Here is a 25,706-nt window from a genome sequence, read left to right on the forward strand (position 1 = left end):
CCGGACCACAAGTCGATCAGTCGGGGAAACACATGCGACGCCGAACACTGCTCAAGTCCGCGCTGGCCGTCGGAGCCGGAACCGCCGTGGCCACAACGATTCCGGCACTGGCGAGCAAGTCGACAGCGGCCAAGCTCACCGTCGCGCGCGGTGGCTCCAACTACGGCTGGTATCAGCTCGACGGGTGCGACCGCGAGCCGTACGGCGTGGTCGCGAGCTTCCACAACGCACCGGACACGATCGCGCAGCAGCTGCGCACGATGTTCGACGCGGGCCAGCGGCGGCTGCGCATCCCGCTGTTCCACCGGCGCGGCACACCGTCCGGCACCTTGATCGACTCCACCGGCGGCGACTTGCCCGCGCAGGCGCGCCAGAACCTGACCGACCTGCTGCGGCTGATCAAGGAGACCGGCTTCGAGGAGATCCAGGTCGCCTACATCCCCAGCGGCGGCAACACGCCGTACGAGTGGCCGTCCTGGAACGAGGACCTGTACCTGGAGAACTGGAACGTCGTGCGCAACATCCGGCCGATCGTGGCCGGCGCCGGCGCGCACTACCGGCTGGACCTGTACAACGAGGCGATTCCCACTGTGGGACAAGAGGTTCTGCTCCAGTACGCGCGCCGGCTGTGGGGCGACTACACCCGCGAGTTCGGCAAGGACGACACGATCGGCTTCTCCACGATCGCCGATCCGGACCGGGTGCGCCGCATCCCGGAGGTGTACGGCGACAACCCGCCGCACCTGTTCGACTTCCACTTCTACTTCAACGATCAGCTCGACGAGCACGGCAAGTTCACCGAGACGCACCGGCTGATGAACGAGATGGGCTACACCTCGCAGGGCTGGACGATCGGCGAGATGCACTACGACGACCCGGTCGCCGCCGAGCAGCTGTCCCGCGCGATCACCGAGACCGGGCGGCAGGTGTTCTACGCGCTGCAGTGGCCATGGACGCGGGAGAAGCGGTGCGAGCACGTGGACGTGACGCCGCCGGTCGACTTCGGCAACTACATCGGCGTCGGGTTCTGACCGTCGGGAACCGTTGTCGCACAACGCTGACCGACCTGCCGGCCACCTGCGGTGTCTGAGCGCGGGACTCACCGATGCAGAGCGCGGGACTCGCGGGTGCAGGGCGCGGGACTCGCGGGTGCAGGGCGCGGGACTCGCCGGTGCAGGGCGCGGGACTCGCGGTGTCAAGCAGCCGCACCTTAGGGGAACGGGACGCGACCCAGCCCCGGTGACGACGGCATGGCACCATGCGCTGGAAGGCACCCATTACTGGGAAATGCCGGGGAGGCGGTCGAGCCTCGCGAAACTCAGCGGCCGAGATCAGCCAGGACGTCGGCACCCGAGAGCCGGGTGAGCACGTCGCCGGGGATCAGCAGCTTGGAGCCGCGGATTCCGCTGCCGATCACCAGCTCGGGAGCGTCGGCGACGGCGGGGTCGATCAAGATCGGCCAGTCGGACGGCAGGCCGAGCGGCGTGATCCCGCCGTAGGCCATGCCGGTCAGCTCCACCGCGATGTCCATCGGCGCGAACGACGCCTTGCGCACGTCCAGCCGCTTGCGCACCACGCCGTTGACATCGGCCCGCGTGGTGGCCAGCACCATGCACGCCGCGTAGCGCACCTCACCGGAGCGCTTGCCGGACACCACCACGCAGTTCGCCGACGCGGTCAGCGGCGAGCCGTACGCCTGGCAGAACTCCGCCGTATCGGCCAGCTCCGGGTCGATCGGCGCCACACCGACGCGATCGCGATCCTCGGCCGGCAGCGCGGCGAGTGCCTTGGCGACCGGCTCACCCAGCAGCTCGGAGCGCTCGGACGCGGGCGAGACCGACAGCGTCCCGGCGATCGTCCAGTTCACCACTTCTGCCCGCGCTGCACCTCGATCAGCCCTGGTCGCACATCCACGATGTACACCAGCACGGCGACCAACCCGGCGATCCAGAACATCATGCCGAAGTCGTAGAACCGGAACAGCAGCAGCGCCGCGGTGCCACCGGCGGTGATGCCGAGCCATGCCGGCTTCGTCATCTTGTTGATCGCGGTGAACGCGTCCGGGCGCTGCAGCAGGGCGTGGATGAACGCGAACACACCGACGGGCGTCGCGGCCCAATCGATGATCGTCACGATCCACGCGGCGGTAACCGGCACAACCCCAAGATTACGTGCGTTCGGGTGATGGTCACCAGCGGCCCACCACAAACCGGACATACGACGGTCCCCGGCACCCATCGGGAGGGCGCCGGGGACCGGTACGACCGAGACTACTTCTTGGTGGTCGTGGTGGTCTTGCGCGCGTTGGCCGTGGTGGTCTTGGCCGCCGGCTTGCGGGCCGGAGCGGTCTTGTTGGCCACCTTGCGGCTGGTGCTGCGGACCTCGCTGGCCAGCTCGTCGCCGGCCTCCTCGACCGCGTTGGCCGTCTTCTCGCCGACCGAGCGGGTCTTGCGGGTCACCTTCGACAGCAGGTCGTCGGCCAGGCCGCGGGCGTCACCCGTGGCGCCCTCGACCCGCGACTGCACGTTCTTGATCGCGTCCTCGAGCTGGTCGATGGCCTTCTTGACCTGCGGCTGGGTGCGCAGGTCCTCCAGCGCCTCCTCGCCCTGGTCGGTCAGCTTGCGGTACAGCTTGAGCGCGGCGTCGGTGTACTCGTCGACCAGCTTGCGCAGCTCGGCCGGGTCCAGCTTGCCGCGCAGCTCCTTGAAGTCCTTGGGCAGGTCGTCGACCGCGCCCTTCACGGACCCGGAGCGCTCCTCGGCCTGCTCACGGGCCTTGCTGACGAAGTCGGCGACGGCCTTGGCGGCCAGGTCTCCGGCGCCCAGCGCGGCCAGCAGCGGCTGACGGATCTGCTCGATGGCGGTGTTGGCGGCCTTGCTGGCCTGCTCCCGCGCCTCTTCGGTCTTGACCATTGATGATCACTCCTCGGTGTGTGGCACGTTTTTCGGTTGACCGTCCACTGTGGACTCTGCTGACGGTTTCGGGTTCCCGCTTGCCGAGTTCTCCCGCCGGAACGACTCGTAGATGTCGAGCAGCACCTGCTTCTGCCGCTCGGTGAGCTCGTCGTCCGAGCGCACCGCGTCGACCACCGGCCCTCCCGCCGGGAGGTCGAGGATCCCGGCCTGCACGTACAGCGCCTCTGCCGATATGCGCAGGCCCTTCGCGATCTGTTGCAGGATCTCCGCGCTCGGCTTGCGCAGACCCCGCTCGATCTGGCTCAGGTACGGGTTGGAAACCCCGGCGAGCCTGGACAGCTGGCGCAACGAGATCTTCGCGTTGCTCCGTTGCTGCTTGATGTACTCGCCGATGTCCCGTCCGAGGTCGGTCACCTTGTCGATAGCCCGACCCTCGTCCTGGTCCTCAGCCATCTGGCCACCTCCTCGCGACGAGTTCGACACTACGCGTGAGTGCTAGCAGTTGCAAGCACGCTGCTCGCACTACTCACGTGTCCTCGGTCACCGGAGGGCTACCGTGGTGATGTGGACAAAAAGGGCGAGGTCGCACGGGCGGCGCGGCGCCCGCGCGGCCACCTCGTCCGTACCCTCACCGAGCGGAACCTGCTGACCGACCCGCACTGGCGGGCCGCGTTCGGCGAGGTCGCCCGACACCCCTTCGTGCCGAGGTACTTCCTGCCGAGCCCCGATGACCGCTGGGCGGCCGTCGATGCGACCGACCAGGGATGGCTCCAGGAGGTCTACTCCGACCAGGTTCTGGTTACCCAGTTGGACGGCGATCCAACCCGGTGGGCCCACGCGCGCGAGCACGGACCGGTCGCGGGCACGCCGACCTGCTCGTCCAGCATGCCGACGATCATGGCGGTGATGCTGCACGCGCTGCAGTTGCGCGGCGACGAGCGGGTGCTGGAGGTGGGCACCGGCACCGGGTACAACGCGGCCCTGCTGTGCCACCGGCTCGGCGACGATCGAGTGTCCACTGTGGACGTCGACGCCGACCTGGTGGCCGACGCGCGCGAGCACTTGTCGGCGAGCGGGTACCAGCCGGTGTGCGAGACGGCCGACGGCACGCTCGGACTGCCCGACGGCGCGCCGTACGACCGGGTGTTGTGCACCTGCGCGGTGTCCACCGTGCCGCTGCCGTGGCTCGCGCAGACCCGGTCCGGCGGGCTGATCGTGACCACGCTGCACCGCCCGATCGGCGCCGGACTCGTGCGGATCACGGTCGGCTCCGGCGAGTACGGCGAGGGCCGGGTGCTCCCCGACGACGGCCGGTTCATGCCGCTGCGCGCGCACCGACAGACGGGCGCGGCACGGCTGGCCGACCGGACGGCCGGTGAGATCGGCGAGTTACGCGCCACCGGCCTGCCGGTGTCCGCCGTGATCGACCCGTCCAGCCGGTTCGAGTTCTTCGCCGGGCTGGCGCTGCCGCGCGTGGTGCCGGTGCGGCGGGACGGCGACACGCTGCTGGTGCACCCGGACGGCTCGTGGGCGCGACACGTCACCCGACACCACGAGCACACCGTGTCCCAAGGTGGACCGCACCGGCTGTGGGACATCGCCGAGCGGGCCTACACGCGGTGGCTGGCGCTCGGCGAGCCCGGCCGCGCGCGGTTCGGGATCACCGTGCGCCCGCACCGCCAGGAGTTATGGCTGGACGACGCGGACAGCCGTCACCGCTGGCCGCTGCGCTGATCGAGGTGATCGAACGCGCACCCGACTCCACCCTCACGAATCCAGCCGGCTCGACCGGCCCAACCCCACGGGATTGAGCCCGCTCAATCCCGTGGGGGCGCTACGGAGTGTTGCCGCTCAGGTGGCCGCGCACCCAGTCGGCGACCTGGTGCGCGGTGTCCCGCGGTGTGCCGGACGTGGTGTCCAGCAACCGCATCGGCGGGGTCGTGTGCTCGGCGTTGTCGCGTACCCAGTGATTGAACTCGAGCATCTCGGCGACCCGGTGCTCGTCCCACTCCCGCCACGCCGGCCGGGCCAGCAGCCGCTTGGTCAGCACGTCGTCGTCGCACACCAGCGCGAGATAGTGGATCTCGCCGAGCAGCGGCCGTTCCGGACGGTGCTCCAGCTCCGGTGGCGCCACGGTTCCGCAGAGGACCGACGGTCGGCCGCTCTGGTTCAACGTGGCGACCATCCGCAGCCAGGTGCGCCGGAACGGGCCGTGCTCGTCGTACTCCTCGCGCAACCCGCCGACCCACAGCAGGTCCTGCTCCAGCACGACCACGTCACCGCCGAGCAGTTCGGGCAGCATCCGGCACACGGTCGACTTGCCCGTGCCGCTCGGACCGGTCAGCGCGAACAGCGGCAGCCGCAGGAACGGCTGGGCGTGCCCGCAGTCGTCGCACACCACGGCCGAACCACCGTCCACAGTGGACACAACAGGTCGGCTCAGCCAGACGCCGCACTGAGCGCAGATTTGTAGGTTCACACCACCACCGCAAACCGACCCCCCGGGCGCGCCCAGGTGGATGAGCTACAAGGCGGCGTTCGCGACTCGTATTGGGCATACTCGAGCGGACGCCAACGCCGTAGATCGCCGCCTGGGCGTGCCCTGGGTGACCACCAATTCAGAGTGAGCAAGACCTTCGACGTTCAGTCGAACAGGTCTTCCAGGAAGGACCGGCGCTTCTTGCGGTGGCCGCCGTGGCCGCCATGGCCATAGCCCTTGGGCGAATCGGCGTAGCCGCCGCGGTAGCCCTTGGGCGAGTCGCCGTAACCACCGCGATAGCCGCCCGGCGAGTCGGCATAACCGCCTCGGGGTACACCGCCCATCGGCGGGCGGTGGCCGGCATCGGGTTGGTACGGCGGCGGCGCGGCGGCCGGCCCGTAGTGGTTCTGCTCGGCGGCGGAAATCTGCTCCAGCTCACCCCGGTCGAGGAAGATTCCCCGGCACCCGGTGCACTGGTCGATGTGGACGCCGAGTCGATCCACGGTCTGCATGGTGTTTTGACATTTCGGACAGATCACGCAGACCACCCTACTGAGAAACACGTACGCATGTCGGCACCCGTTAGGCTCGACCCCGATGAGCGAGTTGAGCTACCTGACCGACATGGACGGCGTACTGGTGCACGAGGACCACATGGTCCCCGGCGCGGACCGGTTCCTCGCCGAGTTGATCGACAACGGCATCAAGTTCCTCGTGCTCACGAACAACTCGATCTACACTCGGCGTGACCTGCGCGCACGCCTGACCCGGACCGGGTTGGACGTGCCCGAGGAGTCGATCTGGACCTCGGCGCTGGCCACCGCGAAGTTCCTGGACTCGCAGCGGCCGGGCGGCTCGGCGTTCGTGATCGGCGAGGCCGGGCTGACCACCGCGCTGCACGACGCCGGCTACGTGCTCACCGACCGCGACCCGGACTACGTGGTGCTCGGCGAGACCCGCACGTACAGCTTCACCACGATCACCAAGGCGATCCGCCTGATCGAGGGTGGCGCCAAGTTCATCTGCACCAACCCGGACGTCACCGGCCCGAGCCTGGAGGGTTCGCTGCCGGCAGCCGGCGCGGTGGCCGCGTTGATCGAGCGGGCCACCGGTCGTTCGCCGTACTACGTCGGCAAGCCGAACCCGCTGATGATGCGCTCGGCGCTGCGGGCACTCGGCGCGCACTCGGAGACCACGCTGATGATCGGCGACCGGATGGACACCGACATCCACGCGGGCCTGGAGGCCGGCATGCGCACGATCCTGGTGCTCACCGGGATCTCGTCCAAGGAGTCCGCCGAGCGCTACCCGTACCGCCCGACCGTGGTGATCGACTCGATCGCCGACCTCATCGGCCGCACAAGCGATCCGTTCGGCAACGCATAACCGTCCGCTGTGGGCGCCACCCCGATGGGCGCCCACAGCGGATCGGCACAAGCCAACCGTCCACAGTGGACGCCCCCCGACGGACGTCCACTGTGGACAGTCAGCTACTCGGTGCGCAGCGCGTCGAGCCTCGTGGCCGAGCGCAGGGCGGGCAGCGCCGCCAGCGCGCTCAGCAGCACGAGGATCACCGCGGCCCCGGAGAGCACACCGACCCCCGGCCAGTCGACAGCGACCGGCTCGTCCACAAGCCTCAGGAACAGCCACGCCAATCCGATCCCGGTGGCGATCGCGACCACCACGCCGAGCGCCATCGGCACGGCGAGCTGCCACACCAGCGACCGGGACAGCACCCCGCGCGGCACCCCGGAGGCGAACAGCGCCGCGATCGCCCGACGCCGTTCCCGCACCTGTTCCAGTGCGAGCACGAGCAGGCTCAACCCGGCGAGCGACAGGGTGAACACCGCGCCGGCGAGCAGCGCGTTGCGCAGCGTGGTGTACATCCGCTCGTCCTTGCTCACGTAGGACGACGGGTCGTAGAACGACGCGCGCCACTCATATTTCGCCGTCGCCGCCTGCAGCGCCGAGATCACCCCTGGCCGCTTGTCGTGCGCGATCTCCAGCGTCGCCGACACCTCGGACAGCGGAATCCCGCGCACCGCCCCCGGCGTGGCGACCGGCCCGAAGTAGCCCGACCGGCTGCCGGGCGGCTGCGCGAGTGTGCTCTTCGGCTGGGGCCAGGTCCAGGTGGCGATCTGCTCCTCCTTGTCCCGGGCGTACTTCACGACCCTGACCTGCTCGCCCGGCCGCAGGTCGCGGCCGTAGTTGCGCGACCCCGGCGGCGGCACGACCGTGAAGGCGTCACCGTCGACGCACTGGTCGGTCTGGTACCGCTGGGCGATCCCCGCGCAGTCCATGACGTAGACCGAGGTACCCGACTTCTCGCCGGCACCCTTCACCGACAGGTAGCGGCCGGCCCGCACGTCGGTCACGCCGGGCACCGCACGAGCGTCGGCGACGACCTGGTCGGCCACCGCTCCGGTCACCTGACCGCTGATCGTCTCCTGAGCGGCGCGCGCCGGGCGGTACTTGTCGTCGGCCTCCGCCGCGGCGAGCCCGGTCTGCAGTGCGATGCCGCCGGCGAGCACCACGGCCACCCCGGCCACGACGCGTGCCGGCGTGCCGCTGTCCACCTGGAGCCTGCGGATGGCCAGCTGCACCGACGGTCGGCCACCGCTGACCCGTGCGGCGCCGCGTTCGACGAGCCACGGCAGCAGCGCCGGGACGCCGATCAGCAGGAGCGTCGCGCCCACGCCGACCGCGAAGGTCCACATCTCCTCGCCCTCGTCGAACACCGGCGCGGACAGCAGGCTGGCCACGCCGAGCCCGACCACGACCAACCGCCAGGCGAGCCGCCGCTTGACCGGTTTCGACTTGCGCACAACGGAAAGCGGCTCGATGACGACCCGCCGCATACCGAACAGCGCGGTGCCGATGGCCAGCAGCGGCACACCGACGACCGTGATCAGCGCGAGCAGCGGCGACGGTTGCAGATCCCTTGCCAGGATCGTCGTGTCGAACAGCCGCACGTTGTCCAGCAGTGGCCGCAGTACGAGGAACAGGCCCGTACCCAACGCCAGCCCGGCGACCGAGGAGACCAGCGACTCGCCGGCGGTGATCCGCCGGACCTGCCGCGCATCCGCGCCGACCAGCCGCATCGCGGACAGCCTTCGATCCCGTTCCGCGCCGGCGATCCGGGTGCTGGTCGCCACGAAGATCAACACCGGGACCAGCAGCACGATGCCGCCGACGATGGACAGCAGGGTCAGCAGGATCGCGGTCTCGTTGCCGGACATCTCGGGCCGGCCGAAGCCGTACACCGGCATCGCGCTCGATTCCGCGCCGATGGTGGCGTCCACGCCGACATAGGCGAGCAGGTCGCCGGCGTCGGTCATCTGATACTTGTCGATCTGCCCGATCTCCCGCTGCGGGAAGCGTTGCCGCAGCGCCTCGCCGTCGGCCGCGGCGCGCATCTCGGCGAGCCTGGGCGACACCACCATCTCGCCCTTGCCGGGCAGCCGCTCGACTCCGGGCGGCAGCGGCGCGTTCGGGCCGGACGGATGTATCCAGCTGACACTGATCCGCTCGTCGCCGATCGTGCTGCTGGCCGTGGACATGAGCAACGGATCCACGCCCGGTCGCGGCTGCCAGCTCGGGATGTTGGCCGCGTTGCGCTGCTCGTGCGCGGAGAGCATGTTGCCGACCGAGGCCGCGCCGAACAGGATCGCCACGGCGAGCCCGATGCCGACGGTGCCCATGATCAGGCGCACGATGCTCGTCCCGGAGATCCGGCTGCCCCCGACAGCCAGCCGGATCCCCAGGCCGAGGTCGCGCCCCCACTGTCCCAGTGACGTGCGCCGGGAGGTGCGCTTGCTCATGCCGCACCCACCGCCGCGCGCGTCTTGCCGTCCCGCACCACGACCTCGTAGTCGGAGTAGGCAGCGACCCTGGGCTCGTGGGTGACCAGCACGACGCTGGCCGAGGTCGCCTTCGCCGCGTCGACGAGCAGCCGCATCACGCGCTCGCCGTTGAGCGAGTCCAGCGCACCGGTCGGCTCGTCGGCGAAGATCACCTTAGGCGTGGTCACCAGCGAACGGGCGACAGCGACACGCTGGCCCTGCCCGCCGGACACGTCACCCGGCCGCTTCTCGGCCACGTCGTCCACCTCCAGGCGCGCGAGCTGGTCGGTCGCCTTCGCCTCGGCGGGCTTGCGGCCCATGCCGGCCAGCCGCAGCGGAAGCGCCACGTTCTCCACACAGGTCAGCTCCGGAACGAGCTGCCCGAACTGGAACACGAACCCGAACTCGTTGCGGCGCAACGCACTACGCGCCGAATCGTCCATTGTGGACAGCTCGCGCCCCTGATAGGTGACGCTGCCGTCGTCGGGCAGGATGATGCCGGCCATGCAGTGCAGCAGGGTCGACTTCCCTGAGCCGGACGGGCCCATGACCGCGACCACCTGACCTGGGTGCAGGTCGAGGTCGGCGCCGTCGAGGGCCTGTGTCGGTCCGAAGGACTTGCGCACCGCGCGTGCGCTCATGATGGGTTCCCCGGTCGTGCCTGTGGTCATGGCCGAACCTTTCCCGCGAGGTCGTCGAGCCGCGCGGCGGTGAGTTCAAGCCACCGCAGATCGGCTTCGAGGTGAAAGAGTGCGTGATCGCAGATGAGCTGGTCGGCGAGATCGCCGGAGCGCTTGCGCTCGGTCAGCTCGCGCATGGCGCGCAGGTGCGCGGCGCGCTGGGTGTCCAGCACGTCGGCCGCGTCCCGCCCGGAGAGCAGCGCGAGGACCACCTTGGTGTAGAGCGTGTTCTGCAGGTACAGATCCGGCTTCTCCGGCGTGCCGAGCCACTGCTCGACGTCGGTGACACCGGCATCGGTGATCGTGTAGCGCTTGCGGTCGGGCCCGCCGCCCGACTCCACGCCGAGCTCTTCGATGAGCCCGTTGCGCAGGAGCCGGGACAGCGTCGAGTACACCTGCCCGTAGTGCAGCGGCCGGTCTTTGCCGAACCGCTCGTCGTAGGACCGCTTGAGGTCGTAGCCGTGACGTGGCTCCTTCTCCAACAGCCCTAACAATGCGTGCCCGATTGACATGCCGAGCACTGTACACATGGTTTATACCTGAGGTCTATACACCCCTTGAATAGTCATCTGACCAGGTGTTTTCACATCATCAGACGCAGAGGCAGAACGGATGGCCGGCCGGGTCGGCGTACACCCGGAAGTGCTCGGGCTTCTCGTCCAGCAGCCGCGCGCCGAGCTTCAAGGCCCGCTCGTGACTCGCCTCCATGTCGTCCACGGTCAGGTCGAGGTGCAGCATCTGCGGCCGCTCACCCTCTGGCCAGGTCGGCGCCCGGAAGTCGTCGACGCGCTGGAACTGGATCAGCGTGCCGCCCTGCGCGGGGCGCACGGTCGCCCACCGCTCGTCGCCCTCCGGCTCCGGCCAGTCGAGCAGCGTCGCGTAGAAGCGCGCGAGCGCGAGCGTGTCGGGACAGTCGAGCACGATCGACCCCAATCGAGGGATGGCCGCCGTGGGTGTGGACATGTGATCTCCTTCACGAAGTAACCAGCGATTCAAGTATGCGAGTTACGACAGAGGCTCGCAACCGGCAACGGGCCTACAGTGGTGTCGTGAACGATCCGGCGGTCGACGCACAGGACGTGCAGCTCGTGCTCGACTTCATCAACACAGTGGACGCGGAGACCGGAGTCGATGTGCTCGACGAGGAGTCGAGGTGGGCGGCCTGGCTCGCCGAACGCCGGTTCGGCCACGAGGTCGCCGCGCGAGACGCCCGCCCGTTCCGCGACGGGCTGCGCTACGCCGTCGGCGACGAGCACGCCACCGCGGTGGCGGCGGGTATGGCGGTCCGAATGGACCTGAGCAAAGGCGCTCCCCGCCTGGTCGGAGAGGACGTGCTGGCCGCCGTGCTGGCCGCGGGCTACCGGCTCGCGGTGCTCGGCGAGTGGAGCCGGATCAAGATCTGCCCGGCGCACGACTGCCGGTGGGCGTTCTTCGACCGCTCGCGGAACCGGTCCCGCACCTGGTGCTCGATGCAGGTGTGCGGCAACCGGGAGAAGGCCCGCACCTGGCGCGAGCGCACCCGCGTTAGGTGATCAGCTGGGCGACCGTGTAGATCACCAGCCCGGCCAGCGCGCCGACCACGGTGCCGTTGATGCGGATGAACTGCAGGTCCCGCCCGACCTGGAGCTCGATCTTGCGCGAGGTCTCCTCGGCGTCCCACCGCTCCACCGTGTCGGTGATCAAGGTGGTGATCTCGTCGCGGTAGTTGACCACGATGTAGGCGGCCGCACTCTCCAGCCAGTCGTCCACCTTGCCGCGCATCGAGTCGTCGGAGGCCAGCCGCCCGCCGAGCGCGACCAGCCCGTCGCGCACCCGGCGGCGCAGTTCGCTGGACGGGTCCTCGGCCGCGTCGAGCAGCATCCGCTTGGCGGTGGTCCACGCCGAGCCGATCACGTTCTGCACGTCCGGGTGATCGAGCACCTGCTGTTTGACCTGCTCGGCGCGCTCCATGGTCTTGGGATCGGTCTGCATGTCGTGCGCGAACTCGAGCAGGAACTTGTCCATCGCCAGCCGCATCGGGTGCTCGACGTCGGTCTTGACCAGCCAGGCGAACGACAGCACCTCGCCGTAGACCTTGTCGGCCACCATCGCGTCCACGAACCGCGGCGACCAAGTCGGCGCGCGGTCGGACACCACGCCGAGCACGGTCTGGTGGTTGTCCTTGACCCACTCGTAGGCCCGGTCGCACAACAGGTCCACCAGCCGGCGGTGTGCCCCGTCCTGCAGGACCGAGCTGAGCAGCTTGCCCAGCGGCGGCCCCCACGGCACGCCGACAACCCGCCTCACCACGGCCTGCTCCATGACCGCCTGCACGTCCTCGTCGCGCAGCACGGTGATCGCGCCGCGCACGACGGTCGACAGTTCGGCGGTGACCCGGTCGGCGTTGGCGGGCTTGGCGATCCACTCGCCGAGCCGGCCGGCGATCCCGACGCGGCGCAGCCTGTCCCGCACGACCTGCTCGGACAGGAAGTTCGACCCGACGAACTCGCCGAGGCTGGAGCCGAGCTGGCTCTTGCGGGTCGGGATGATCGCGGTGTGCGGGATCTTGATCCCGAGCGGATGCCGGAACAGGGCCGTCACCGCGAACCAGTCGGCCAGCGCGCCGACCATGCCGGCCTCGGCGGCCGCCTTGACGTAGCCGACCCAGCCCGGCGCGCCCGCGGACTGCCAGATGGTGGTCAGCACGAAGATCACGGTCGCGCCGAGCAGGAAGCCCAGTGCGACGAGCTTCATGCGCACCAGGGCGACGCGCTTGGCCTCCTCGTTCGGGCCGGGTGCTGGCGGCACACCACGATCACGCGCTGTCAGTTGCTCCACGACGCCATTGTCCGTGAGGATGCTCTGCTGTGCCCGTACCCCCGCTCGTTCCGCGCTTGCAGCCCTTCACGTCGACGATCTTCGCGGAGATGACCGCGCTGGCCGTCCGCACCGAATCGGTCAACCTCGGCCAGGGATTCCCGGACACCGACGGCCCGCCGTCGATGCTGGAGGCGGCGCGCGCGGCGATCGCCGGCGGGGTGAACCAGTACCCGCCGGGGCCGGGCACGCTCGAGTTGCGCGAGGCGGTGGCGGAGCAGCGCGCCGGGTACGGCACGGCGTACGACCCGGCGTCGGAGGTATTGATCACGGTCGGCGCGACCGAGGCGATCGCCGCGTCGCTGCTGGCGCTGGTGCAGGCGGGCGACGAGGTGGTGCTGGTCGAGCCGTACTACGACTCCTACGCCGCGGCGGTGGCGATGGCCGGGGCGACGCGCCGCACGGTGTCGCTGGTGCCGGACGACTCGGGCCGGTTCGCGCTGGACCTGGACGCGCTGCGCGCCGCGATCACCCCGGCGACGCGGGCGATCCTGTTGAACTCGCCGCACAACCCGACCGGGACGGTGCTGTCCCGCGCGGAGTTGGAGGCGGTGGCGGCGCTGTGTGTGGAACACGATCTGCTGGCGATCAGCGACGAGGTGTACGAGCACCTGACCTTCGACGGGGTGGCGCACGTGCCGCTGGCGTCGCTGCCCGGGATGGCGTCGCGGACGGTGACGATCGGGTCCGCGGGCAAGATGTTCAACTGCACCGGGTGGAAGATCGGCTGGGTGTGCGGGCCGGCTCCGCTGGTGGCTGCCGTTCGCGCGGCGAAGCAGTTCATCACGTTCGTGGGCGGGGCGCCGTTCCAGCCGGCGGTGGCACACGCGTTGCGGCACGAGCGGGCGTGGGTCGACGAGCTGCGAAACTCGTTGCAGGACAAGAGGAATCGGCTCGTCGCGGGTCTGTCGGAGGCGGGCTTCGGGGTGTACCGGTCGTCCGGGACGTACTTCGTGTGCGCGGACGTGCGCCCGCTGGGATTCGCCGACGGTGCGGAGCTGTGCCGGGCGCTGCCGGAGAAGATCGGCGTCGCGGCGGTGCCGGTCCAGGTGTTCACCGACAATCCCGATCAGTGGCGGCACGTGGTGCGGTTCGCGTTCTGCAAGCGCGACGAGATTCTGGACGAGGCGATCCAACGCCTGCACAAACTCCGCGCGGCATAACCGTTCAAGCCCGCCCCTCCTCGGGCGCGACTATCCACCAGCGTCAGTTATCCACAGCCTCGACTTGTCCACATGTCGATCTTGCTACCCGTCAATCCGCCCACCCGCCGATACACTGGCCGCCGGACCGCCCCCCGAAGGTGGGGTGGGCGGGGGGTGCAGTGGGCACCCCAGATACCGCGAAAAGCGTTGGGGCGCAAGCGGTTCAGGTGAAGCAGGCGAAGCCGAGGTGGCCGTGGCGGGTCTGGGCGGCGGCGAGAGCCTCGGCGGGGGTGGCGCCTCGGCCGAGTTCGTCATGGAGAGCCGTCACGAGCGGAGTCGCCTCGGCGTCGGGCACCGGAAGGGTACTGGCGATCACCGTGCCGGCGCCGCGCCGCAGCAGCACCGTGGCGAGCCCGATCAAGCCGCCGGTCGCCGACCGGCCGGCCTCGCACGCGGACAACACCACCAGCTTCGGCGCACGGGGCAGCGAGTCGAGGTCGTAGCCGTACAGCGGGCCGTCGGCGAGGTCGAGGCAGGAGAACATCGGCGCGTCCTCGCGAAAGCGGCCGTGCGCGGCCACGTGCACCACGTCGGCGCCATCCACCGCGGCGAGCACATCGGCCACCCTGGATTCGTTGGCGCGCAACAGGATTCCACCCCAGCGCCGGTGCAGGCCGGCCACCTCCACCGCGGCGTGCGGCAACCCGGGCCCGGCGATCCACAAGTGCCCACCGGTCGCGTCCACCCGCGGCGCGGTGAGCCAACTCGCCACCGACGGTGTCACCGTGACCGGCCGCCCGGCACAACTCCGCAACGCCGCCCACGGCAGCGCGCGCAACTCGCCGACCGGCACGATCACCAGCGGCCGGTCGCCGAGAACGTCGTCGAGCGGCGACAGAATCGCCCGGTCCAGCTCGTCGGCAGCCGCACGCGCCGCCACCCGAGCCGATTCCCGCCCGGTCCGCGCGTGCACGCCGAGCGCGAATCGCAAGCCGTCCACCCGCGCACCGATCTCGGCCACCGCACCCAGCCGGTGCAGCCGGACTCGTCCACCGGCCACCGTGCACGCCACCAACCGTCCATTGTGGACGGCCAGACTCACGAGCACCGACGAGCCGAGCCGGGCAGCCACCTCGTCGAGGCTCGGCAGCGCGATCGCCTCCACCACCGCCGCGGACGAGGCGAGCGACAGCCTGCGCACCCGGCCCTCCACTGTGGACAGACGTGGGCCGTCGGACTCGGCACGCAGGCGTACCAACTCCGCCGCCAGCGCCGGGTCGGCGGGTGGGCGCACCGGCCGCCGTCGCGACACCGCGCCCCGGTACCGCTCGATCCAGCGCAACACCGTGCGCGGCCGGCCGCCGTCCATCGCGGCGGCCAGCCCGACCGCCGCGAGTTCGCCACCCAGCTCGGCCGCCGACGCCTGCAACTCCACCGCACCCATGGCGGCCACGTGCTCGTCCACCACCCGAAGTCCGGCCCGGCACGCGGCGAACACCGCACGCCGATCACCGTCCAGTGCCGCTCGTCGCGCTCTGGCGAGCCAGCCGAGCACCCGCTGCCGCACCGGGCCGGCCTGCCGTTCGCGCTCGACCGCACGCAGCAGCCTTCGCGCTTCGGCAGGCCCGGCGGACGCGGCGGCGGCCAGCCGCAGTTCGGCCGCCTCCATCGGTCGGCCCAACCGATCGCAGCGCCGGGCGGCCGCGACGGCGACGGGCAGCAGAGAATCGTTGTCCCGCAACAGAACCCGCAATTCCACCGCGGTCGCCGCGGCGACCAGTGGCACCCTGCGCTGACGACGGAACAACGCGCGAGCCCGCCGCACCGCGTCCAGCGCGCGGCGATGATCACTGGCCCGTGACGCGCACTGGCCGAGCGCGAGCAGCGCCTCCGCGAGCATCGTGCCGCGACCGGAACCGTCGAACAGACGCTCGGCGTCGGCCAGCACCACGGCCGCATCGTCGGCAAGGCCCGCACTCAGCAGCGCCAGCGCGCGATCCACCAGCGTCTCGGGTCGCCGCGCTCCGGTCATGCCGGCCCGCACCGCCTCGTCGTAGCGGGCCAGCGCGGTCGGCAGGTCGCCGCCGAGTGCCGCCACCCAGCCACGGTTGTGCGTGCAGGTGGCCGCCCGTTCACCCTCACCGATCACGACGAACAGATCGCGTGCGACGGCGAAATCGGCATCGGCCGCGGCGAGCCGGCGCTGACATGCCCGCGCGATTCCACGGCCGTTCAGCGCATTGGCCAACCAATGGGTGTCACCCGCACGGCGGAGTCCCATGATCGAGGTGGACAGCTCGCGAACCGCGTCGGTGTGCTCGCCGGCGACGCACAGGTCCAACCCGCGCAGGCACCGCGCGCGGGCCAGCAAGCCACCGCCGACCCGAGGCCAGGCGAGCGACAGATACCGGCGGCTCGACTCCCGGTGGCCGCGGTCCTGCTGGATCCACGCGAGCAGCAGCAACCCCTCACCGGCCAGCTCGGTGAGCCCGGCTCGTTCGGCCGCACGGAACGCGCGCCGGGCCGCCGCGTAGGCCAGATCCTGTTGGCCGCACTCGATTCTGGCGCGCGCGACCGCGTGCCACGCCAGCGCACGCGAACGGCGATCGATCCCCCGACCGTGCAGCAGCACGACCAGGGCCCGCACGGTGTCGACGGGATCGCGAACGGCGGCGGTGGCGAAGTTCTCCGCCGCCAGAGCGGTCACGGCACGAACCAACCCGTCGTCGCGACCGGCAGGCCGGGGCGGCGCAGCAGTAGCCGAACCGGCCCGTTCGGAAGGTCGGCCACGTCGAACCGGCCGCAGGAGTCGACCGCCACGCTCGTCGAGCCGGCCGGCCAGCAGACCTCTACCGAGGAGAACCGCTCCGCCGACGTCACGAGCCCGGCCAACCGCACCTTCGCGATGCCGGTGGCCTCGACGTCGATCGAGGCGCGCCCGGTGAAGCTGTGCGCCCGCGCGCCGGATGCCCTGACCGGCCGCACGTCGGCCAGCCGATCGAGCCATTCCCAGTCCCAGTGGGCGTCGATCAACTCCCCTGCCGCCACCGCGGCGGCGGTCACGTGCTCGGGCACCGGGTCTCCGCGGTCGAGCAGGTCGCCGAGTTCGGCGAGCAGCGCCCGGTCCGCGTCGGAGAAGTACGTCATCCCGCCGCCTCCCTGCCGATGCCCAGCGACAGCACGCGACGGTGCAACGTCGTGAGGCAACGGGTTCTCGTCTTGGTGATGCTGGCGGGGCTGAGACCGACCGCCCGGCCGATCTCGACCAGCGTCAGGTCCGGCTCGTAGGCCAGCAGCCCGAGGACCTTGCGGCACTGTTCGGGCAGCGTGGCGAACGCCGTCCAGAGCAGCCGGTCCCGGTCGCCGCGGACGGCGGAATCCTCCGGAGCGGGCACGGTCGGGTCGCTCTCACCCGGCTCGACGTCGTCCCACGATGGCTGGACCTCGCGGCGGCGCATCGCCAGCACCCGCAGCGACTCGCGGCGCGCGGTCGTGGTGAGCCAGGCGGCCAGCCGGTCGGGCCGGCGGATCGTGCCGAGCTTCTCGGCGAGGATGAGCCAGGTTGCCTGTGACACGTCGGCGGCGTCCGCGTCGTTCAGCCGGTGCGACAGCGCGACCTTCCACACCAGTCGGTGGTGACGCTCGACCAGTTCGCGCCACGCGCCGCGATCGCCGTTCCCGGCGAGCTCGAGCAACTCGACGACGGAGAGATGGGTGGACACGGCGAGGGTCCTCCTTCACGAGCGGGTCTTGGGCTGAATCGGTGTCACTCGGACGGGTTGACCTGCACTCGCGCTCCGCGCCGTACCCGCTATCCCTCGAACGGGTACGCACCGCACGCGTTCGCGACGGCGCTGGTGACGGAGAGTCCCGAATGGAGCAGCGTCGCCACCTTCGCGGCAATCCAGGGTGCCGCGAACGAGGTGCCGCTCCACGTCGCGGTGCCGTACTGGCGCGGCTCGGTGCCGAGGGCGACACCGGGCTCGCGGGACAGCCGCACGAAGCTGCTCGCCACGTCCACGCCGACCGCACCGGCGTCCACCCACGATCCGCGATTGGAGAAGCCGGCCGGCACGCCGTTCGCGTCGGTCGCGCCCACGGCGACCACCGGCGGCAGCGCCGCTGGCCAGAACGGTCGGGTGTCCCCGAAGTTCCCGGCGGGCGCCACGACCACCGCGTCGGTGAACCGCCCGACCTCCCGCGCCAGCAGCGGCGGGCACCGGTCGTCGGCCGTGCGGCAGCCGGCGCCGAGCAGCACCACATCGATGTGCTCTCCCCTGCCGGCGGCGCGCTGCCGGACCGAACGCAACGCGGTGGCGACCGCGACATCGTCGGCGAGCCCCAGCGACGACAGCACCCGATGATGACGCACGGTGACACCCGGCGCGTGCCGCACCAGCACTCCGGTGACGAACGTGCCGTGCCCGGCCTGCCGGTCCAACTCCGCGTCCCCGTCCGCGTCCAGCACCTCGGGCTGCAGTCCCCACTCCGACAGCCACGGCCGGCCGGTGAACCACGGGTGCGGCTCGAGCCCGGTGTCCAACACGGCCACCGTCACCGGCGGTGACCACACCTCCTCGCGCGGGGCTGGCACCAGCGGCCCCACCTGGCCGTTCGTCGCGGGCGATCCGTGCATCACGGGCGACCCGTGCATCACCGGCGCGCCGGACAGCACCGGACACGCGAGGTGCACGTGGTTGGCCGCGACCGGCACCCGGTCCGCGAGATCGGCGGCGAGCTGCACGCACCGGTCCCGCGCGCCCGCGCGCAGCCGGATCCTGGCCAGCTTCGACGACTCGGCCGGCTCCACCGCGTCCACCCACCGCCGCAGCCCGTCCACCGCCGGCTCGACCGAGTCGTGCGCGACGACGAGCTGCCCCGCGCGCACCAGACACTCGCGCGGCCCGTCCTGATCGTGCAGGAGCAGATCGGGCTCCCGGGAGATCCACCGTTCGGCCAATTCGGCGAGGGCGACACGACCGTCGCCAGTGCGCTTGGTGTCCATAGAGGACACCGTGTCGGCGCAATGCCCCACCCGCTCGGCAGAACACGGGCTGTCACCCGTGTCGGTGAGCCGCACGCTCGGTGATCATCGTCGCGCTTGGACACCCGCCAAGGTGGGCAAACTCCGTCTTTCCGGGACGATCGTGGCGAGCTAGGGTGCAAACTGCCGGGTCGGTGCTACACATAGGGCATCGGCCGCGATGACGGGGCTTCGCACGAACGGCCTTTTGGGAGACTGTGGTGACGACTGCGAGTGGTGGTGGCGAGCCGGCTCCCGCCGGTGGTCGCACGCTGTCGCGCGCACTCGCCCGCGTCCTGGTGACCCTCGGCTTTACCGCGCTCGGCTGCCTGGTCGGCGCGCTGTTCGCGAGCGGCGCGTCGGCCGACGTGAAACCGCGCCCGCTCCCCGACGACTCGCAGCACTCGACCGCCGAGCAGGACGACTCCGGCGGCGGGCTGATCGGTGGCCTGCTGAACACGGTGACCAACACGGTCAGCACGGTGGTGCACACCGTAGACGCCGTCGTGAACACGGTCACCGGCAACACCGGCCCGGTGACCGCGCCGATCCTGCAGCCGCCGCCCGGGCAAATCGGCCTGCCCGGGCTGATCACCAAACCCGGCCTCACCAAGCCCGGCCTCACCAAGCCCGGTCTGCTCAAGCCAAGGCCCAAGCCGGTGGTCACCACTCCGGCCCCGGCCAGCACAACGGCGGGCCAGGTCCAGACGGTCGCGCCGACCGCACCCGCACCCGCTCCCGCGCCGCCGCCGCCGGCCGCCGCTCCGGTGCACCACGCGATCGCCCCGACCGTCGCGCTGCCGAGTACGCCGCGCGCCGTCGCGCCGAAGCCGGTCAAACCGAAGCAGCCGGCACGCGCGTCCGCCACGCTGCCGACGCCGGAGCCCACTCCGCTGCCGTCACCACCGTCCGTTCCGGTCGCCCCGGCGACCTTCTCGCACGCGTCGCACGACAACCACGGCGGCGACCGCCACCCGCTCGGCATTCACGCCGGCCGCGCCGATCTCGCACCGCCCGTGCTCTCCGGCATCGCTGGCGACACCGCCACCGCCGGTCACAAGCGGGCACCCGGGCTGCCCGCCGTCTCACCCGACTGACCCCAGCCCTGCGCGCGGGGACACGTGTGTCTCGAGCAGGAGCACGCCGCCGTCAAGGCGCCACGTGACCCGCCTCAGTGACGACAGAAATCCACCACGTCATGTGGAGCAGGGGCATGTCCGACTTTCAGAGCTACCCGACGGGCCGACCGCGCCCGGCCGCGTCGGGACCGTGCCCAGGCGCCGCGATGCCCCCGCGGCGCCTGGGCCCCCTCCTGGCGGCACGCCGGTCGGCACAACGAGGGGCTGTGCCGACCCTGACCTGACGGGCTGCCAGGTGTTCTGCGCCGGATGGCCAGCGCGCGACCGTATGGTCGCTGTCGCTGAGCCATCCGGCGCAGTGCTTTATACCCTGATCGGAGCTTTATACCCTGATCGGACCGTACTACCTAGCCGAACGGTGCGGGGTCAGACCACCGAAATAGGTTCACCTATTTCTCGGCGACTTGCTCGCATACGTATAGTTTTCGCCGCCTCGGCTATCTTCGGCACCACATCGAGCAGCACGTCGGCCGACAGCGCGAACGGCAGCCGCAGCCGGCTCTCGAATCCTCCGTGCACGCCGAACCGCGACCCGGGAGCGAGCCGAACGCCCTGCTCCCGAGCGGCGACGGCGAGCCGGGTGCTCACCGGTTCCGGCAGCTCACACCACAGCGCGAGCCCGCCGCCCGGTCGCCGGAAAGTCCACTGTGGACAGTGCTCGGCGAGCGCGTCGATCAGCGCGTCCCGGTTCGCGGTCAGCTCGGCCCGCCGCGTCCGCACCGGCTCGTCGCCGCGCGCCAGCAGTTCGGCGAGCACGATCTGTTCGAGCACGGGCGAACCGAGGTCCAGCGCGTTGCGCGTCGAGAGCAGCCGCCGCACGACGCCGACCGACGCGCGGATCCAGCCCAGCCGCAGCCCGCCCCAGTGCGACTTGCTGGCCGACCCGACGGTGATCGCCCACTCGCCGGCGAACGCGGCCAGCGGCGGCGGACCGTCCAGCGGATCGCCGTCCAGGTCCAACTCGACCACGGTCTCGTCGACCACCGCCGGCACCTCGGCGCGGCGCAGCACAGAGGCCAGCCGTCGCCGGTCCTCGGCGTCCATCCGCAGACCGGTCGGGTTCTGGAAGTCCACGACGAAGTACGCCAGCCTCGGCGCGCTGGCGCGCAGCGCGGACTCGATGCCGGGCAGGCTCCACCCGCCCTCGCGCATGGACACCCCGACCGGAATGGCGTTGGACAGGCGGACGGCGTCCAGCGCGTTGGGGTAGGTGGGCTGCTCGACGACGACCCGGTCGCCGGGTGAGGTGAACAGCCGCAGCACGAGCGCGAACGCGTTGTGCGCGCCGTTGGTGACCACGATCTGGTCCGGCGTGGTGGGCAGCCCGCGCGCGGCGTACCGCTGGGCGATCTGCTCGCGCAGTTCGGGCAGGCCGTGTTCGACGTACCCGTGGTCGCACAGCTCGGCGGCCAGCCTGAGCTGGGCGGACTCGATGGCGGCACCGAGTCCGGCGACCGCGGCCGGCGCGGCGCGGGCGAGGTCGATCTCGCCGGGTGCCGCGGACACGGCGAACTCACTCGGACCGTCCGGCTGCCCACCGCACCGCGGCACGGTGATCCACGAGCCGGCACCCTGACGGCTGGACACGATGCCGGCCTCGCGCAGCCGGTCCAGCGCCGAGCTGATCATGGTGCGGCTGGCGCCGAGCGCGCCGGCGAGTTCACGTTCGGCGGGCAGTCGGGTGCCGGGCGGCAGCTTCCCGTCGAGCACGAGCAGGCGTACGCCGGCGGCGAGATCGGCGGCACCCGCCCGTGCGCCGCTGGCTCGCCAGGAGCCCAGCAGGGTGGCCATCGCTCGCCCTGACACCCGATCACCTCGCACGGATGGACCAGTCATGTGACCAATTATTCACGATTGGCCCTCGATATGCGGGCCAATCTTTGATCCGATGGCGATGTGGCCCTTTCGAAGACCGTTGACCTGACACCTGTCACCGTCACCGCCAGCCCCACCCGGCGGCTCGTCCAGCTGTTCGCCGGCCTCACGCTGTACGGCGCGAGCATGGGGCTGATGATCCGCTCCACGCTCGGGTTGGATCCGTGGGACGTGCTGCACGAATCGCTGGCCAAGCGCACCGGCCTGTCGTTCGGCACGATCACCGCGATCACCGGCATCGCGGTGCTGCTCGCCTGGCTGCCGCTGCGGCAGCGCCCCGGCATCGGCACGGTGGCCAACGTCGTGGTGATCGCGGTGGCGGTGGACGCCGCGCTGGCCGTCGTCGAGGCGCCGTCCGGCCTGCCCATGCGGATCACCCTGCTCGTGCTCGGCGTGACGCTGAACGGTCTGGCCACCGCGATCTACGTCGGCGCGCGCCTCGGACCCGGCCCGCGCGACGGGCTGATGACCGGGATCTACGCGCGCACCGGCTGGTCCATCCGCCTGGTGCGCACGGCCATCGAGATCACCGTGCTCGGCACCGGCTGGCTGCTCGGCGGCACGGTCGGCATCGGCACCGTGGTGTACGCGCTGGCGATCGGCCCGCTGACCCAACTCTTCCTCCCGCTCGTCGTCTGGCGTGACACGCGAAACCGTTGCCCCGCATGAGAAAGCCCGTCGATCTGGCGCCGGTCACGGTCACCGTCGCTCCGGTTCGCCGGCTGGCCCAACTGCTGTTCGGGCTCGCCCTGTACGGCTCCAGCGCGGCACTCACGATCCGCGCGACACTCGGCCTGAACCCGTGGAACGTGCTGCACGAGGCGATCTCCAAGCGCACGGGTTTGTCGTTTGGCACGGTCGTGGCCATCGTCGGGGTGACGGTGTTGCTCGCGTGGTTGCCACTTCGGCAACGCCCCGGAATCGGCACGGTCGCCAACGTCGTGGTGACCGCGCTCGCCGTGGACGCCACGCTGGCCGTCGTGCCCGCGCCGACTGATCTGGTCGCGCGCGTGGCCCTGCTCGTGGCCGGCGTGACACTCAACGGGCTGGCCGTCGCGATCTACGTCGGCGCGCGCCTCGGGCCTGGCCCGCGCGACGGGCTGATGACCGGAATCCACGCCCGCACAAGGGTTTCCGTGCGCATGGCGCGCACCGCGATCGAGGTCGTCGTGCTCGTCGTCGGGTGGCTGCTCGGCGGCACGGTCGGCGTCGGCACGGTGATCTACGCGCTGGCGATCGGCCCGCTGGCGCAGCTTTTCCTGCCGCGAGTTGCCTGGCGGGACACGCGTGACTAGCTAGGCTGCCCCCATGCTCGACCACCTCGCGATCCAGTGCGCCGACGTGCCGGCCAGCGCCGCGTTCTACGACGTCGAGGCGGTGTGTCACAAGCCGGAATGAGCTGGACGTGCCCTGACTGCGGACGGCGGTTCGGCCGCCGCCGGCAGTCGCATGAATGCGCGCCGGCCATGACGATCGAGGACTACTTCGCCACCGGACCGCCGTTCGAGCGGCCGGTGTTCGAGGCGGTGTTGTCGCACGTGGGCAGCCTCGGGCCGGTGCACGTGGAACCGGTGTCGGTCGGCATCTTTCTCAAGCGCACCAAGACGTTCTGTGAACTGCGGCCGATGGTCCGCTGGGTGGCGTGCGCGCTGAACCTGCCGTCCACCGTGAACTCCCCGCGGTTCGCCAGGCGCATCCGCGCGTCCGGCTCCCGGATGTACAACGTGGTGAACCTGCGCTCGCCGGAGGACGTGGACGACGAGGTGCGCGGCTGGCTCACCGAGGCGTATCTCTTCGCGGAGTAGTGGCCTACTTCCGTAGGTTGACGCACTGCGTCGAGGGATCAGCAATTTCCACGACAAGATCACCAAGGCCATCCAGGACCTACAGGGGTGCTAACTCGCCTGGGCCAGCGTGGACCGAATCCCTTGGTACGTAACACCGTGCGCGGCGAGCACCTCGCTTGCGAGGCCGCCGCGCACGGTGAGCGCGAGCAGTAGATGCTCATCCCCGATGCGCCGGTCACCGAGGTCCTGTGCCTCCCGCAGCGCGCGTTCCAGCACGGCCTTCCCCTCGTCGCCGAACGGCGTGCCGAGCCGCCGGCACCGCCCGCGCACGGTCGACGCGAACGCCCCGGTACCGTGCGACTGCTCGATCCGGTCCACCACCTCGGTGACGTCGATTCCCAACTCCCGCAAGGCATCCGCCTCCGACGTGCTGAGCCCGCCGCGCCGCCGGATCTCCAGACAGGCCACCGCGACGTCGTCACGGGACACGCCGTAGGAGGCCAGCAATCCGGCGCCGACGGTGTCGTGAACGTCGGTCAGCGCGAGCAGCAGGTGCTCGTCGGTGATCGCCGGGGCCTTCTGCCGCTCGGCTTCGCGTACCGCGCCGAGGACCACGGTCCGGGTTGCCTTGGTGAACCTTTCGAACATCATCGCCTCCCGTACTTCTTGTGCACCGCTTGGCGACTCACGCCGAGTTCGTCGGCGATCTCCTGCCAGGACCAGCCCTGCACGCGCGCGCTGCGCACCTGCACTGCTTCCAGTTGTTCCAACAGCTTCCGCAGCGCGGCGACGGCCTTGAGGCCCACTCTCGGGTCACGGTCGCCCGCCGCGGTCGCCAACTCTGTCGCTTGACCCATGCCTGTCAATCTAGGTTGACGCTCCGATTCTGTCAACTCCAGTTGACACCTTTGCCACTTCGGCAAATTCCCGTGCGATCAGCGACTGCTTCGGGTGATGTGGTCGCCATGCCACCAACGCGCCGCCGCGACGCCAGGCCCCCGCAAACCGGCCCCGGCGAGAAGGAGGTCCTGCTCGGCTTCCTCGATTACCTGCGCGCCGCGGTGATCGCCAAGACGCAGGGTGTCCCGGAACCGCAGATCCGCACGCCCGGCGTGGCGTCGGGAACGAACCTGCTCGGCCTCGTCAAGCACCTCACCCACGTCGAACGGCACTGGCTGCTCGGCCATCCGGTCACCGACTGGGAGGCGACCTTCCGCCCGGACCCGAACGAAAGCGCCGAGCAGATTGTCCTCGCCTACCGAGAAACCACGGCCCGCGCGAACGAGGTGATCGCCGCCCACACCGACCTCGCCTCGGCCGGCCCGCGCCCAGGCGGGAAGCGTGGCTCGGCACCGTCCCTGCGCTGGACCCTCACCCACATGATCGAGGAAACCGGCCGCCACGCCGGACACGCCGACATCCTGCGCGAACTCATCGACGGCGCCACCGGACGCTGACTGTCCACATCAGACGGTCCGCTCCGCGTCGATCTGACGGCGGACCATTCGCACCAGCTCATCGAGATGAGTGAGTAGCCGCTGCCACTCGTCAACCGGAACCGACTCAAAATGCGCCCGGTGCGCGAAATCACCGATCAGCAACCGCACCTCGACCAACGCGTGCCCGATGTCGGCCCACTCGGGCACGCCACGGCGAATCATCGAGCCGCCCGCCCCGCCACGTCGACCATGCTCGCGAGCGAACCGGTGATGCGCGGGGCGTCGGTGTGGCCGCCGCCCACGTACAGCGCGGCGTGCCCCGCGTAGACGAACAGGTCGATCTCAGGCGCGGACGGAGTCGCGGCCCGCGAACCCCACAGCTCGACGTCGGCGACCGGACACGCCTCCCACCGCCACGGCACCGGATCATCGGCGAGCGGTCGGAGTTGCGGATACGTGGCAAGCACCCGCTCGAAGCTGATTTGTCTCGCCATCCTGACCACCCCAGTCGTGAAGTTGTCGACCA

The 25,706-nt window shown here is 70.7% G+C and carries 31 protein-coding genes; 11 read left to right on the plus strand and 20 right to left on the minus strand.

What is annotated here, in order from left to right:
* Nucleotides 1–32: 32 nt before the first annotated feature.
* On the plus strand, nucleotides 33–1,031 hold the full coding sequence (locus tag EV193_RS02535) for a twin-arginine translocation signal domain-containing protein (protein WP_130342294.1): 999 nt from the start codon (nucleotides 33–35) through the stop codon (nucleotides 1,029–1,031).
* Nucleotides 1,032–1,318: 287 nt separating this feature from the next.
* On the opposite strand, the gene EV193_RS02540 is transcribed toward EV193_RS02535, so the two are convergent.
* The 4 genes from EV193_RS02540 to EV193_RS02555 all read right to left on the minus strand — a co-directional run bounded on the left by EV193_RS02540 (nucleotide 1,319) and on the right by EV193_RS02555 (nucleotide 3,368).
* Entirely contained in the window at nucleotides 1,319–1,870 is a 552-nt protein-coding gene (locus EV193_RS02540) for a YbaK/EbsC family protein (RefSeq protein ID WP_130342295.1), read from the minus strand.
* Nucleotides 1,864–2,157: a DUF2516 family protein gene (locus EV193_RS02545; RefSeq protein WP_130342296.1), complete on the minus strand. Its 294-nt coding sequence runs from the start codon at nucleotides 2,155–2,157 to the stop codon at nucleotides 1,864–1,866. Before EV193_RS02545 ends, EV193_RS02540 begins: the two co-directional genes overlap by 7 nt.
* 113 nt (nucleotides 2,158–2,270) lie before the next feature.
* Complete coding sequence (locus EV193_RS02550) at nucleotides 2,271–2,912, minus strand: hypothetical protein (protein ID WP_130342297.1); 642 nt, start codon at nucleotides 2,910–2,912, stop codon at nucleotides 2,271–2,273.
* Nucleotides 2,913–2,918: 6 nt separating this feature from the next.
* Nucleotides 2,919–3,368 (minus strand): helix-turn-helix domain-containing protein, encoded by a 450-nt coding sequence (locus EV193_RS02555; protein WP_130342298.1) that lies wholly within the window; start codon nucleotides 3,366–3,368, stop codon nucleotides 2,919–2,921.
* 111 nt (nucleotides 3,369–3,479) lie between these two features.
* Between EV193_RS02555 and tgmC the strand changes: the two genes are divergently transcribed.
* The gene (gene tgmC, locus EV193_RS02560) at nucleotides 3,480–4,649 is read left to right on the plus strand and encodes an ATP-grasp peptide maturase system methyltransferase (RefSeq protein WP_130342299.1); all 1,170 of its coding nucleotides are present in this window, start codon (nucleotides 3,480–3,482) and stop codon (nucleotides 4,647–4,649) included.
* 100 nt (nucleotides 4,650–4,749) lie between these two features.
* Here the strand turns inward: tgmC and EV193_RS02565 are convergent, their stop codons facing one another.
* On the minus strand, nucleotides 4,750–5,394 hold the full coding sequence (locus tag EV193_RS02565; protein ID WP_423202125.1) for an AAA family ATPase: 645 nt from the start codon (nucleotides 5,392–5,394) through the stop codon (nucleotides 4,750–4,752).
* A gap of 164 nt (nucleotides 5,395–5,558) precedes the next feature.
* Entirely contained in the window at nucleotides 5,559–5,933 is a 375-nt protein-coding gene (locus EV193_RS02570) for a TFIIB-type zinc ribbon-containing protein (protein WP_130342300.1), read from the minus strand.
* Between the two features lie 58 nt (nucleotides 5,934–5,991).
* Between EV193_RS02570 and EV193_RS02575 the strand changes: the two genes are divergently transcribed.
* Nucleotides 5,992–6,780, plus strand: coding sequence for an HAD-IIA family hydrolase (locus EV193_RS02575; protein WP_130342301.1), 789 nt, complete (start codon nucleotides 5,992–5,994; stop codon nucleotides 6,778–6,780).
* A 104-nt stretch (nucleotides 6,781–6,884) separates the two neighbouring features.
* Here the strand turns inward: EV193_RS02575 and EV193_RS02580 are convergent, their stop codons facing one another.
* The 4 genes from EV193_RS02580 to EV193_RS02595 form a co-directional block, all read right to left on the minus strand.
* The gene (locus tag EV193_RS02580) at nucleotides 6,885–9,215 is read right to left on the minus strand and encodes an FtsX-like permease family protein (protein ID WP_130342302.1); all 2,331 of its coding nucleotides are present in this window, start codon (nucleotides 9,213–9,215) and stop codon (nucleotides 6,885–6,887) included.
* A complete protein-coding gene (locus EV193_RS02585) occupies nucleotides 9,212–9,907 on the minus strand; it encodes an ABC transporter ATP-binding protein (protein ID WP_207222458.1) in 696 nt (231 codons plus the stop codon). The genes EV193_RS02580 and EV193_RS02585 overlap by 4 nt, the downstream gene beginning before the upstream one ends.
* A complete protein-coding gene (locus EV193_RS02590; protein ID WP_130342303.1) occupies nucleotides 9,904–10,428 on the minus strand; it encodes a PadR family transcriptional regulator in 525 nt (174 codons plus the stop codon). Before EV193_RS02590 ends, EV193_RS02585 begins: the two co-directional genes overlap by 4 nt.
* Before the next feature lie 79 nt (nucleotides 10,429–10,507).
* Nucleotides 10,508–10,879: a VOC family protein gene (locus EV193_RS02595; protein ID WP_130342304.1), complete on the minus strand. Its 372-nt coding sequence runs from the start codon at nucleotides 10,877–10,879 to the stop codon at nucleotides 10,508–10,510.
* An 86-nt stretch (nucleotides 10,880–10,965) separates the two neighbouring features.
* Between EV193_RS02595 and EV193_RS02600 the strand changes: the two genes are divergently transcribed.
* Complete coding sequence (locus EV193_RS02600; RefSeq protein ID WP_242613098.1) at nucleotides 10,966–11,448, plus strand: CGNR zinc finger domain-containing protein; 483 nt, start codon at nucleotides 10,966–10,968, stop codon at nucleotides 11,446–11,448.
* On the opposite strand, the gene EV193_RS02605 is transcribed toward EV193_RS02600, so the two are convergent.
* Nucleotides 11,441–12,733 (minus strand): DUF445 domain-containing protein, encoded by a 1,293-nt coding sequence (locus tag EV193_RS02605; RefSeq protein ID WP_423202126.1) that lies wholly within the window; start codon nucleotides 12,731–12,733, stop codon nucleotides 11,441–11,443. The genes EV193_RS02600 and EV193_RS02605 overlap by 8 nt on opposite strands.
* Nucleotides 12,734–12,762: 29 nt before the next feature.
* On the opposite strand from EV193_RS02605, the gene EV193_RS02610 reads away from it, so the two are divergent.
* A complete protein-coding gene (locus EV193_RS02610; protein ID WP_130342306.1) occupies nucleotides 12,763–13,935 on the plus strand; it encodes a pyridoxal phosphate-dependent aminotransferase in 1,173 nt (390 codons plus the stop codon).
* 205 nt (nucleotides 13,936–14,140) lie between these two features.
* Here the strand turns inward: EV193_RS02610 and EV193_RS02615 are convergent, their stop codons facing one another.
* The 4 genes from EV193_RS02615 to EV193_RS02630 form a co-directional block, all read right to left on the minus strand.
* The gene (locus EV193_RS02615; protein ID WP_130342307.1) at nucleotides 14,141–16,624 is read right to left on the minus strand and encodes a CHAT domain-containing protein; all 2,484 of its coding nucleotides are present in this window, start codon (nucleotides 16,622–16,624) and stop codon (nucleotides 14,141–14,143) included.
* Nucleotides 16,621–17,064 carry a hypothetical protein gene (locus tag EV193_RS02620; RefSeq protein ID WP_130342308.1) on the minus strand — a complete coding sequence of 148 codons (444 nt, stop codon included), beginning with the start codon at nucleotides 17,062–17,064 and terminating at the stop codon, nucleotides 16,621–16,623. Before EV193_RS02620 ends, EV193_RS02615 begins: the two co-directional genes overlap by 4 nt.
* Nucleotides 17,061–17,639, minus strand: coding sequence for an RNA polymerase sigma factor (locus EV193_RS02625; RefSeq protein WP_130342309.1), 579 nt, complete (start codon nucleotides 17,637–17,639; stop codon nucleotides 17,061–17,063). Before EV193_RS02625 ends, EV193_RS02620 begins: the two co-directional genes overlap by 4 nt.
* Before the next feature lie 89 nt (nucleotides 17,640–17,728).
* Nucleotides 17,729–18,922 carry a S8 family peptidase gene (locus EV193_RS02630; protein WP_130342310.1) on the minus strand — a complete coding sequence of 398 codons (1,194 nt, stop codon included), beginning with the start codon at nucleotides 18,920–18,922 and terminating at the stop codon, nucleotides 17,729–17,731.
* Between the two features lie 239 nt (nucleotides 18,923–19,161).
* Between EV193_RS02630 and EV193_RS33055 the strand changes: the two genes are divergently transcribed.
* Nucleotides 19,162–20,037, plus strand: coding sequence for a hypothetical protein (locus tag EV193_RS33055; RefSeq protein WP_165401185.1), 876 nt, complete (start codon nucleotides 19,162–19,164; stop codon nucleotides 20,035–20,037).
* A gap of 408 nt (nucleotides 20,038–20,445) precedes the next feature.
* On the opposite strand, the gene yczR is transcribed toward EV193_RS33055, so the two are convergent.
* A complete protein-coding gene (yczR, locus tag EV193_RS02640) occupies nucleotides 20,446–21,885 on the minus strand; it encodes a MocR-like transcription factor YczR (RefSeq protein ID WP_479723859.1) in 1,440 nt (479 codons plus the stop codon).
* 90 nt (nucleotides 21,886–21,975) lie between these two features.
* On the opposite strand from yczR, the gene yczE (EV193_RS02645) reads away from it, so the two are divergent.
* From yczE (EV193_RS02645) to EV193_RS02655, 4 genes are all read left to right on the plus strand, one after another.
* Nucleotides 21,976–22,623 (plus strand): membrane protein YczE, encoded by a 648-nt coding sequence (gene yczE / locus EV193_RS02645; RefSeq protein WP_130342311.1) that lies wholly within the window; start codon nucleotides 21,976–21,978, stop codon nucleotides 22,621–22,623.
* On the plus strand, nucleotides 22,620–23,249 hold the full coding sequence (yczE, locus tag EV193_RS02650; protein WP_130342312.1) for a membrane protein YczE: 630 nt from the start codon (nucleotides 22,620–22,622) through the stop codon (nucleotides 23,247–23,249). Before yczE (EV193_RS02645) ends, yczE (EV193_RS02650) begins: the two co-directional genes overlap by 4 nt.
* 13 nt (nucleotides 23,250–23,262) lie before the next feature.
* Nucleotides 23,263–23,352 (plus strand): VOC family protein, encoded by a 90-nt coding sequence (locus EV193_RS34685; protein WP_423202127.1) that lies wholly within the window; start codon nucleotides 23,263–23,265, stop codon nucleotides 23,350–23,352.
* A 68-nt stretch (nucleotides 23,353–23,420) separates the two neighbouring features.
* The gene (locus EV193_RS02655) at nucleotides 23,421–23,759 is read left to right on the plus strand and encodes a DUF5655 domain-containing protein (protein ID WP_130342313.1); all 339 of its coding nucleotides are present in this window, start codon (nucleotides 23,421–23,423) and stop codon (nucleotides 23,757–23,759) included.
* A 90-nt stretch (nucleotides 23,760–23,849) separates the two neighbouring features.
* On the opposite strand, the gene EV193_RS02660 is transcribed toward EV193_RS02655, so the two are convergent.
* Together EV193_RS02660 and EV193_RS02665 are read right to left on the minus strand one after the other, a co-directional pair.
* Entirely contained in the window at nucleotides 23,850–24,392 is a 543-nt protein-coding gene (locus tag EV193_RS02660) for a Clp protease N-terminal domain-containing protein (RefSeq protein ID WP_207222459.1), read from the minus strand.
* Nucleotides 24,389–24,598, minus strand: a complete 210-nt coding sequence (locus EV193_RS02665) for a sigma factor-like helix-turn-helix DNA-binding protein (protein ID WP_130342314.1) — start codon at nucleotides 24,596–24,598, stop codon at nucleotides 24,389–24,391. Before EV193_RS02665 ends, EV193_RS02660 begins: the two co-directional genes overlap by 4 nt.
* 108 nt (nucleotides 24,599–24,706) lie before the next feature.
* Here EV193_RS02665 and EV193_RS02670 point away from each other — a divergent pair, with 108 nt between their 5' ends.
* Complete coding sequence (locus EV193_RS02670) at nucleotides 24,707–25,198, plus strand: DinB family protein (RefSeq protein WP_130342315.1); 492 nt, start codon at nucleotides 24,707–24,709, stop codon at nucleotides 25,196–25,198.
* Between the two features lie 9 nt (nucleotides 25,199–25,207).
* Here EV193_RS02670 and EV193_RS02675 read toward each other — a convergent pair whose 3' ends face one another.
* Together EV193_RS02675 and EV193_RS33060 are read right to left on the minus strand one after the other, a co-directional pair.
* Nucleotides 25,208–25,402 carry a hypothetical protein gene (locus tag EV193_RS02675; RefSeq protein WP_130342316.1) on the minus strand — a complete coding sequence of 65 codons (195 nt, stop codon included), beginning with the start codon at nucleotides 25,400–25,402 and terminating at the stop codon, nucleotides 25,208–25,210.
* Nucleotides 25,399–25,674: a hypothetical protein gene (locus tag EV193_RS33060; RefSeq protein ID WP_165401186.1), complete on the minus strand. Its 276-nt coding sequence runs from the start codon at nucleotides 25,672–25,674 to the stop codon at nucleotides 25,399–25,401. The genes EV193_RS02675 and EV193_RS33060 overlap by 4 nt, the downstream gene beginning before the upstream one ends.
* Between the last annotated feature and the right edge of the window lie 32 nt (nucleotides 25,675–25,706).

The organism is Herbihabitans rhizosphaerae (assembly GCF_004216555.1).
Classification (GTDB): Bacteria; Actinomycetota; Actinomycetes; order Mycobacteriales; family Pseudonocardiaceae; genus Herbihabitans; species Herbihabitans rhizosphaerae.

Coding starts and splice junctions, on each gene's coding strand:
- EV193_RS02535 (WP_130342294.1), top strand. CDS start 33: ATGCGACGCCGAACACTGCTCAAGTCCGCGCTGGCCGTCGGAGCCGGA.
- EV193_RS02550 (WP_130342297.1), bottom strand. CDS start 2,912: ATGGTCAAGACCGAAGAGGCGCGGGAGCAGGCCAGCAAGGCCGCCAAC.
- EV193_RS02555 (WP_130342298.1), bottom strand. CDS start 3,368: ATGGCTGAGGACCAGGACGAGGGTCGGGCTATCGACAAGGTGACCGAC.
- EV193_RS02575 (WP_130342301.1), top strand. CDS start 5,992: ATGAGCGAGTTGAGCTACCTGACCGACATGGACGGCGTACTGGTGCAC.
- EV193_RS02580 (WP_130342302.1), bottom strand. CDS start 9,215: ATGAGCAAGCGCACCTCCCGGCGCACGTCACTGGGACAGTGGGGGCGC.
- EV193_RS02585 (WP_207222458.1), bottom strand. CDS start 9,907: ATGACCACAGGCACGACCGGGGAACCCATCATGAGCGCACGCGCGGTG.
- EV193_RS02590 (WP_130342303.1), bottom strand. CDS start 10,428: ATGTCAATCGGGCACGCATTGTTAGGGCTGTTGGAGAAGGAGCCACGT.
- EV193_RS02595 (WP_130342304.1), bottom strand. CDS start 10,879: ATGTCCACACCCACGGCGGCCATCCCTCGATTGGGGTCGATCGTGCTC.
- EV193_RS02620 (WP_130342308.1), bottom strand. CDS start 17,064: ATGACGTACTTCTCCGACGCGGACCGGGCGCTGCTCGCCGAACTCGGC.
- EV193_RS02630 (WP_130342310.1), bottom strand. CDS start 18,922: ATGGACACCAAGCGCACTGGCGACGGTCGTGTCGCCCTCGCCGAATTG.
- yczE (WP_130342312.1), top strand. CDS start 22,620: ATGAGAAAGCCCGTCGATCTGGCGCCGGTCACGGTCACCGTCGCTCCG.
- EV193_RS34685 (WP_423202127.1), top strand. CDS start 23,263: ATGCTCGACCACCTCGCGATCCAGTGCGCCGACGTGCCGGCCAGCGCC.
- EV193_RS02655 (WP_130342313.1), top strand. CDS start 23,421: ATGACGATCGAGGACTACTTCGCCACCGGACCGCCGTTCGAGCGGCCG.
- EV193_RS02660 (WP_207222459.1), bottom strand. CDS start 24,392: ATGATGTTCGAAAGGTTCACCAAGGCAACCCGGACCGTGGTCCTCGGC.
- EV193_RS02665 (WP_130342314.1), bottom strand. CDS start 24,598: ATGGGTCAAGCGACAGAGTTGGCGACCGCGGCGGGCGACCGTGACCCG.
- EV193_RS02670 (WP_130342315.1), top strand. CDS start 24,707: ATGCCACCAACGCGCCGCCGCGACGCCAGGCCCCCGCAAACCGGCCCC.
- EV193_RS02675 (WP_130342316.1), bottom strand. CDS start 25,402: ATGATTCGCCGTGGCGTGCCCGAGTGGGCCGACATCGGGCACGCGTTG.
- EV193_RS33060 (WP_165401186.1), bottom strand. CDS start 25,674: ATGGCGAGACAAATCAGCTTCGAGCGGGTGCTTGCCACGTATCCGCAA.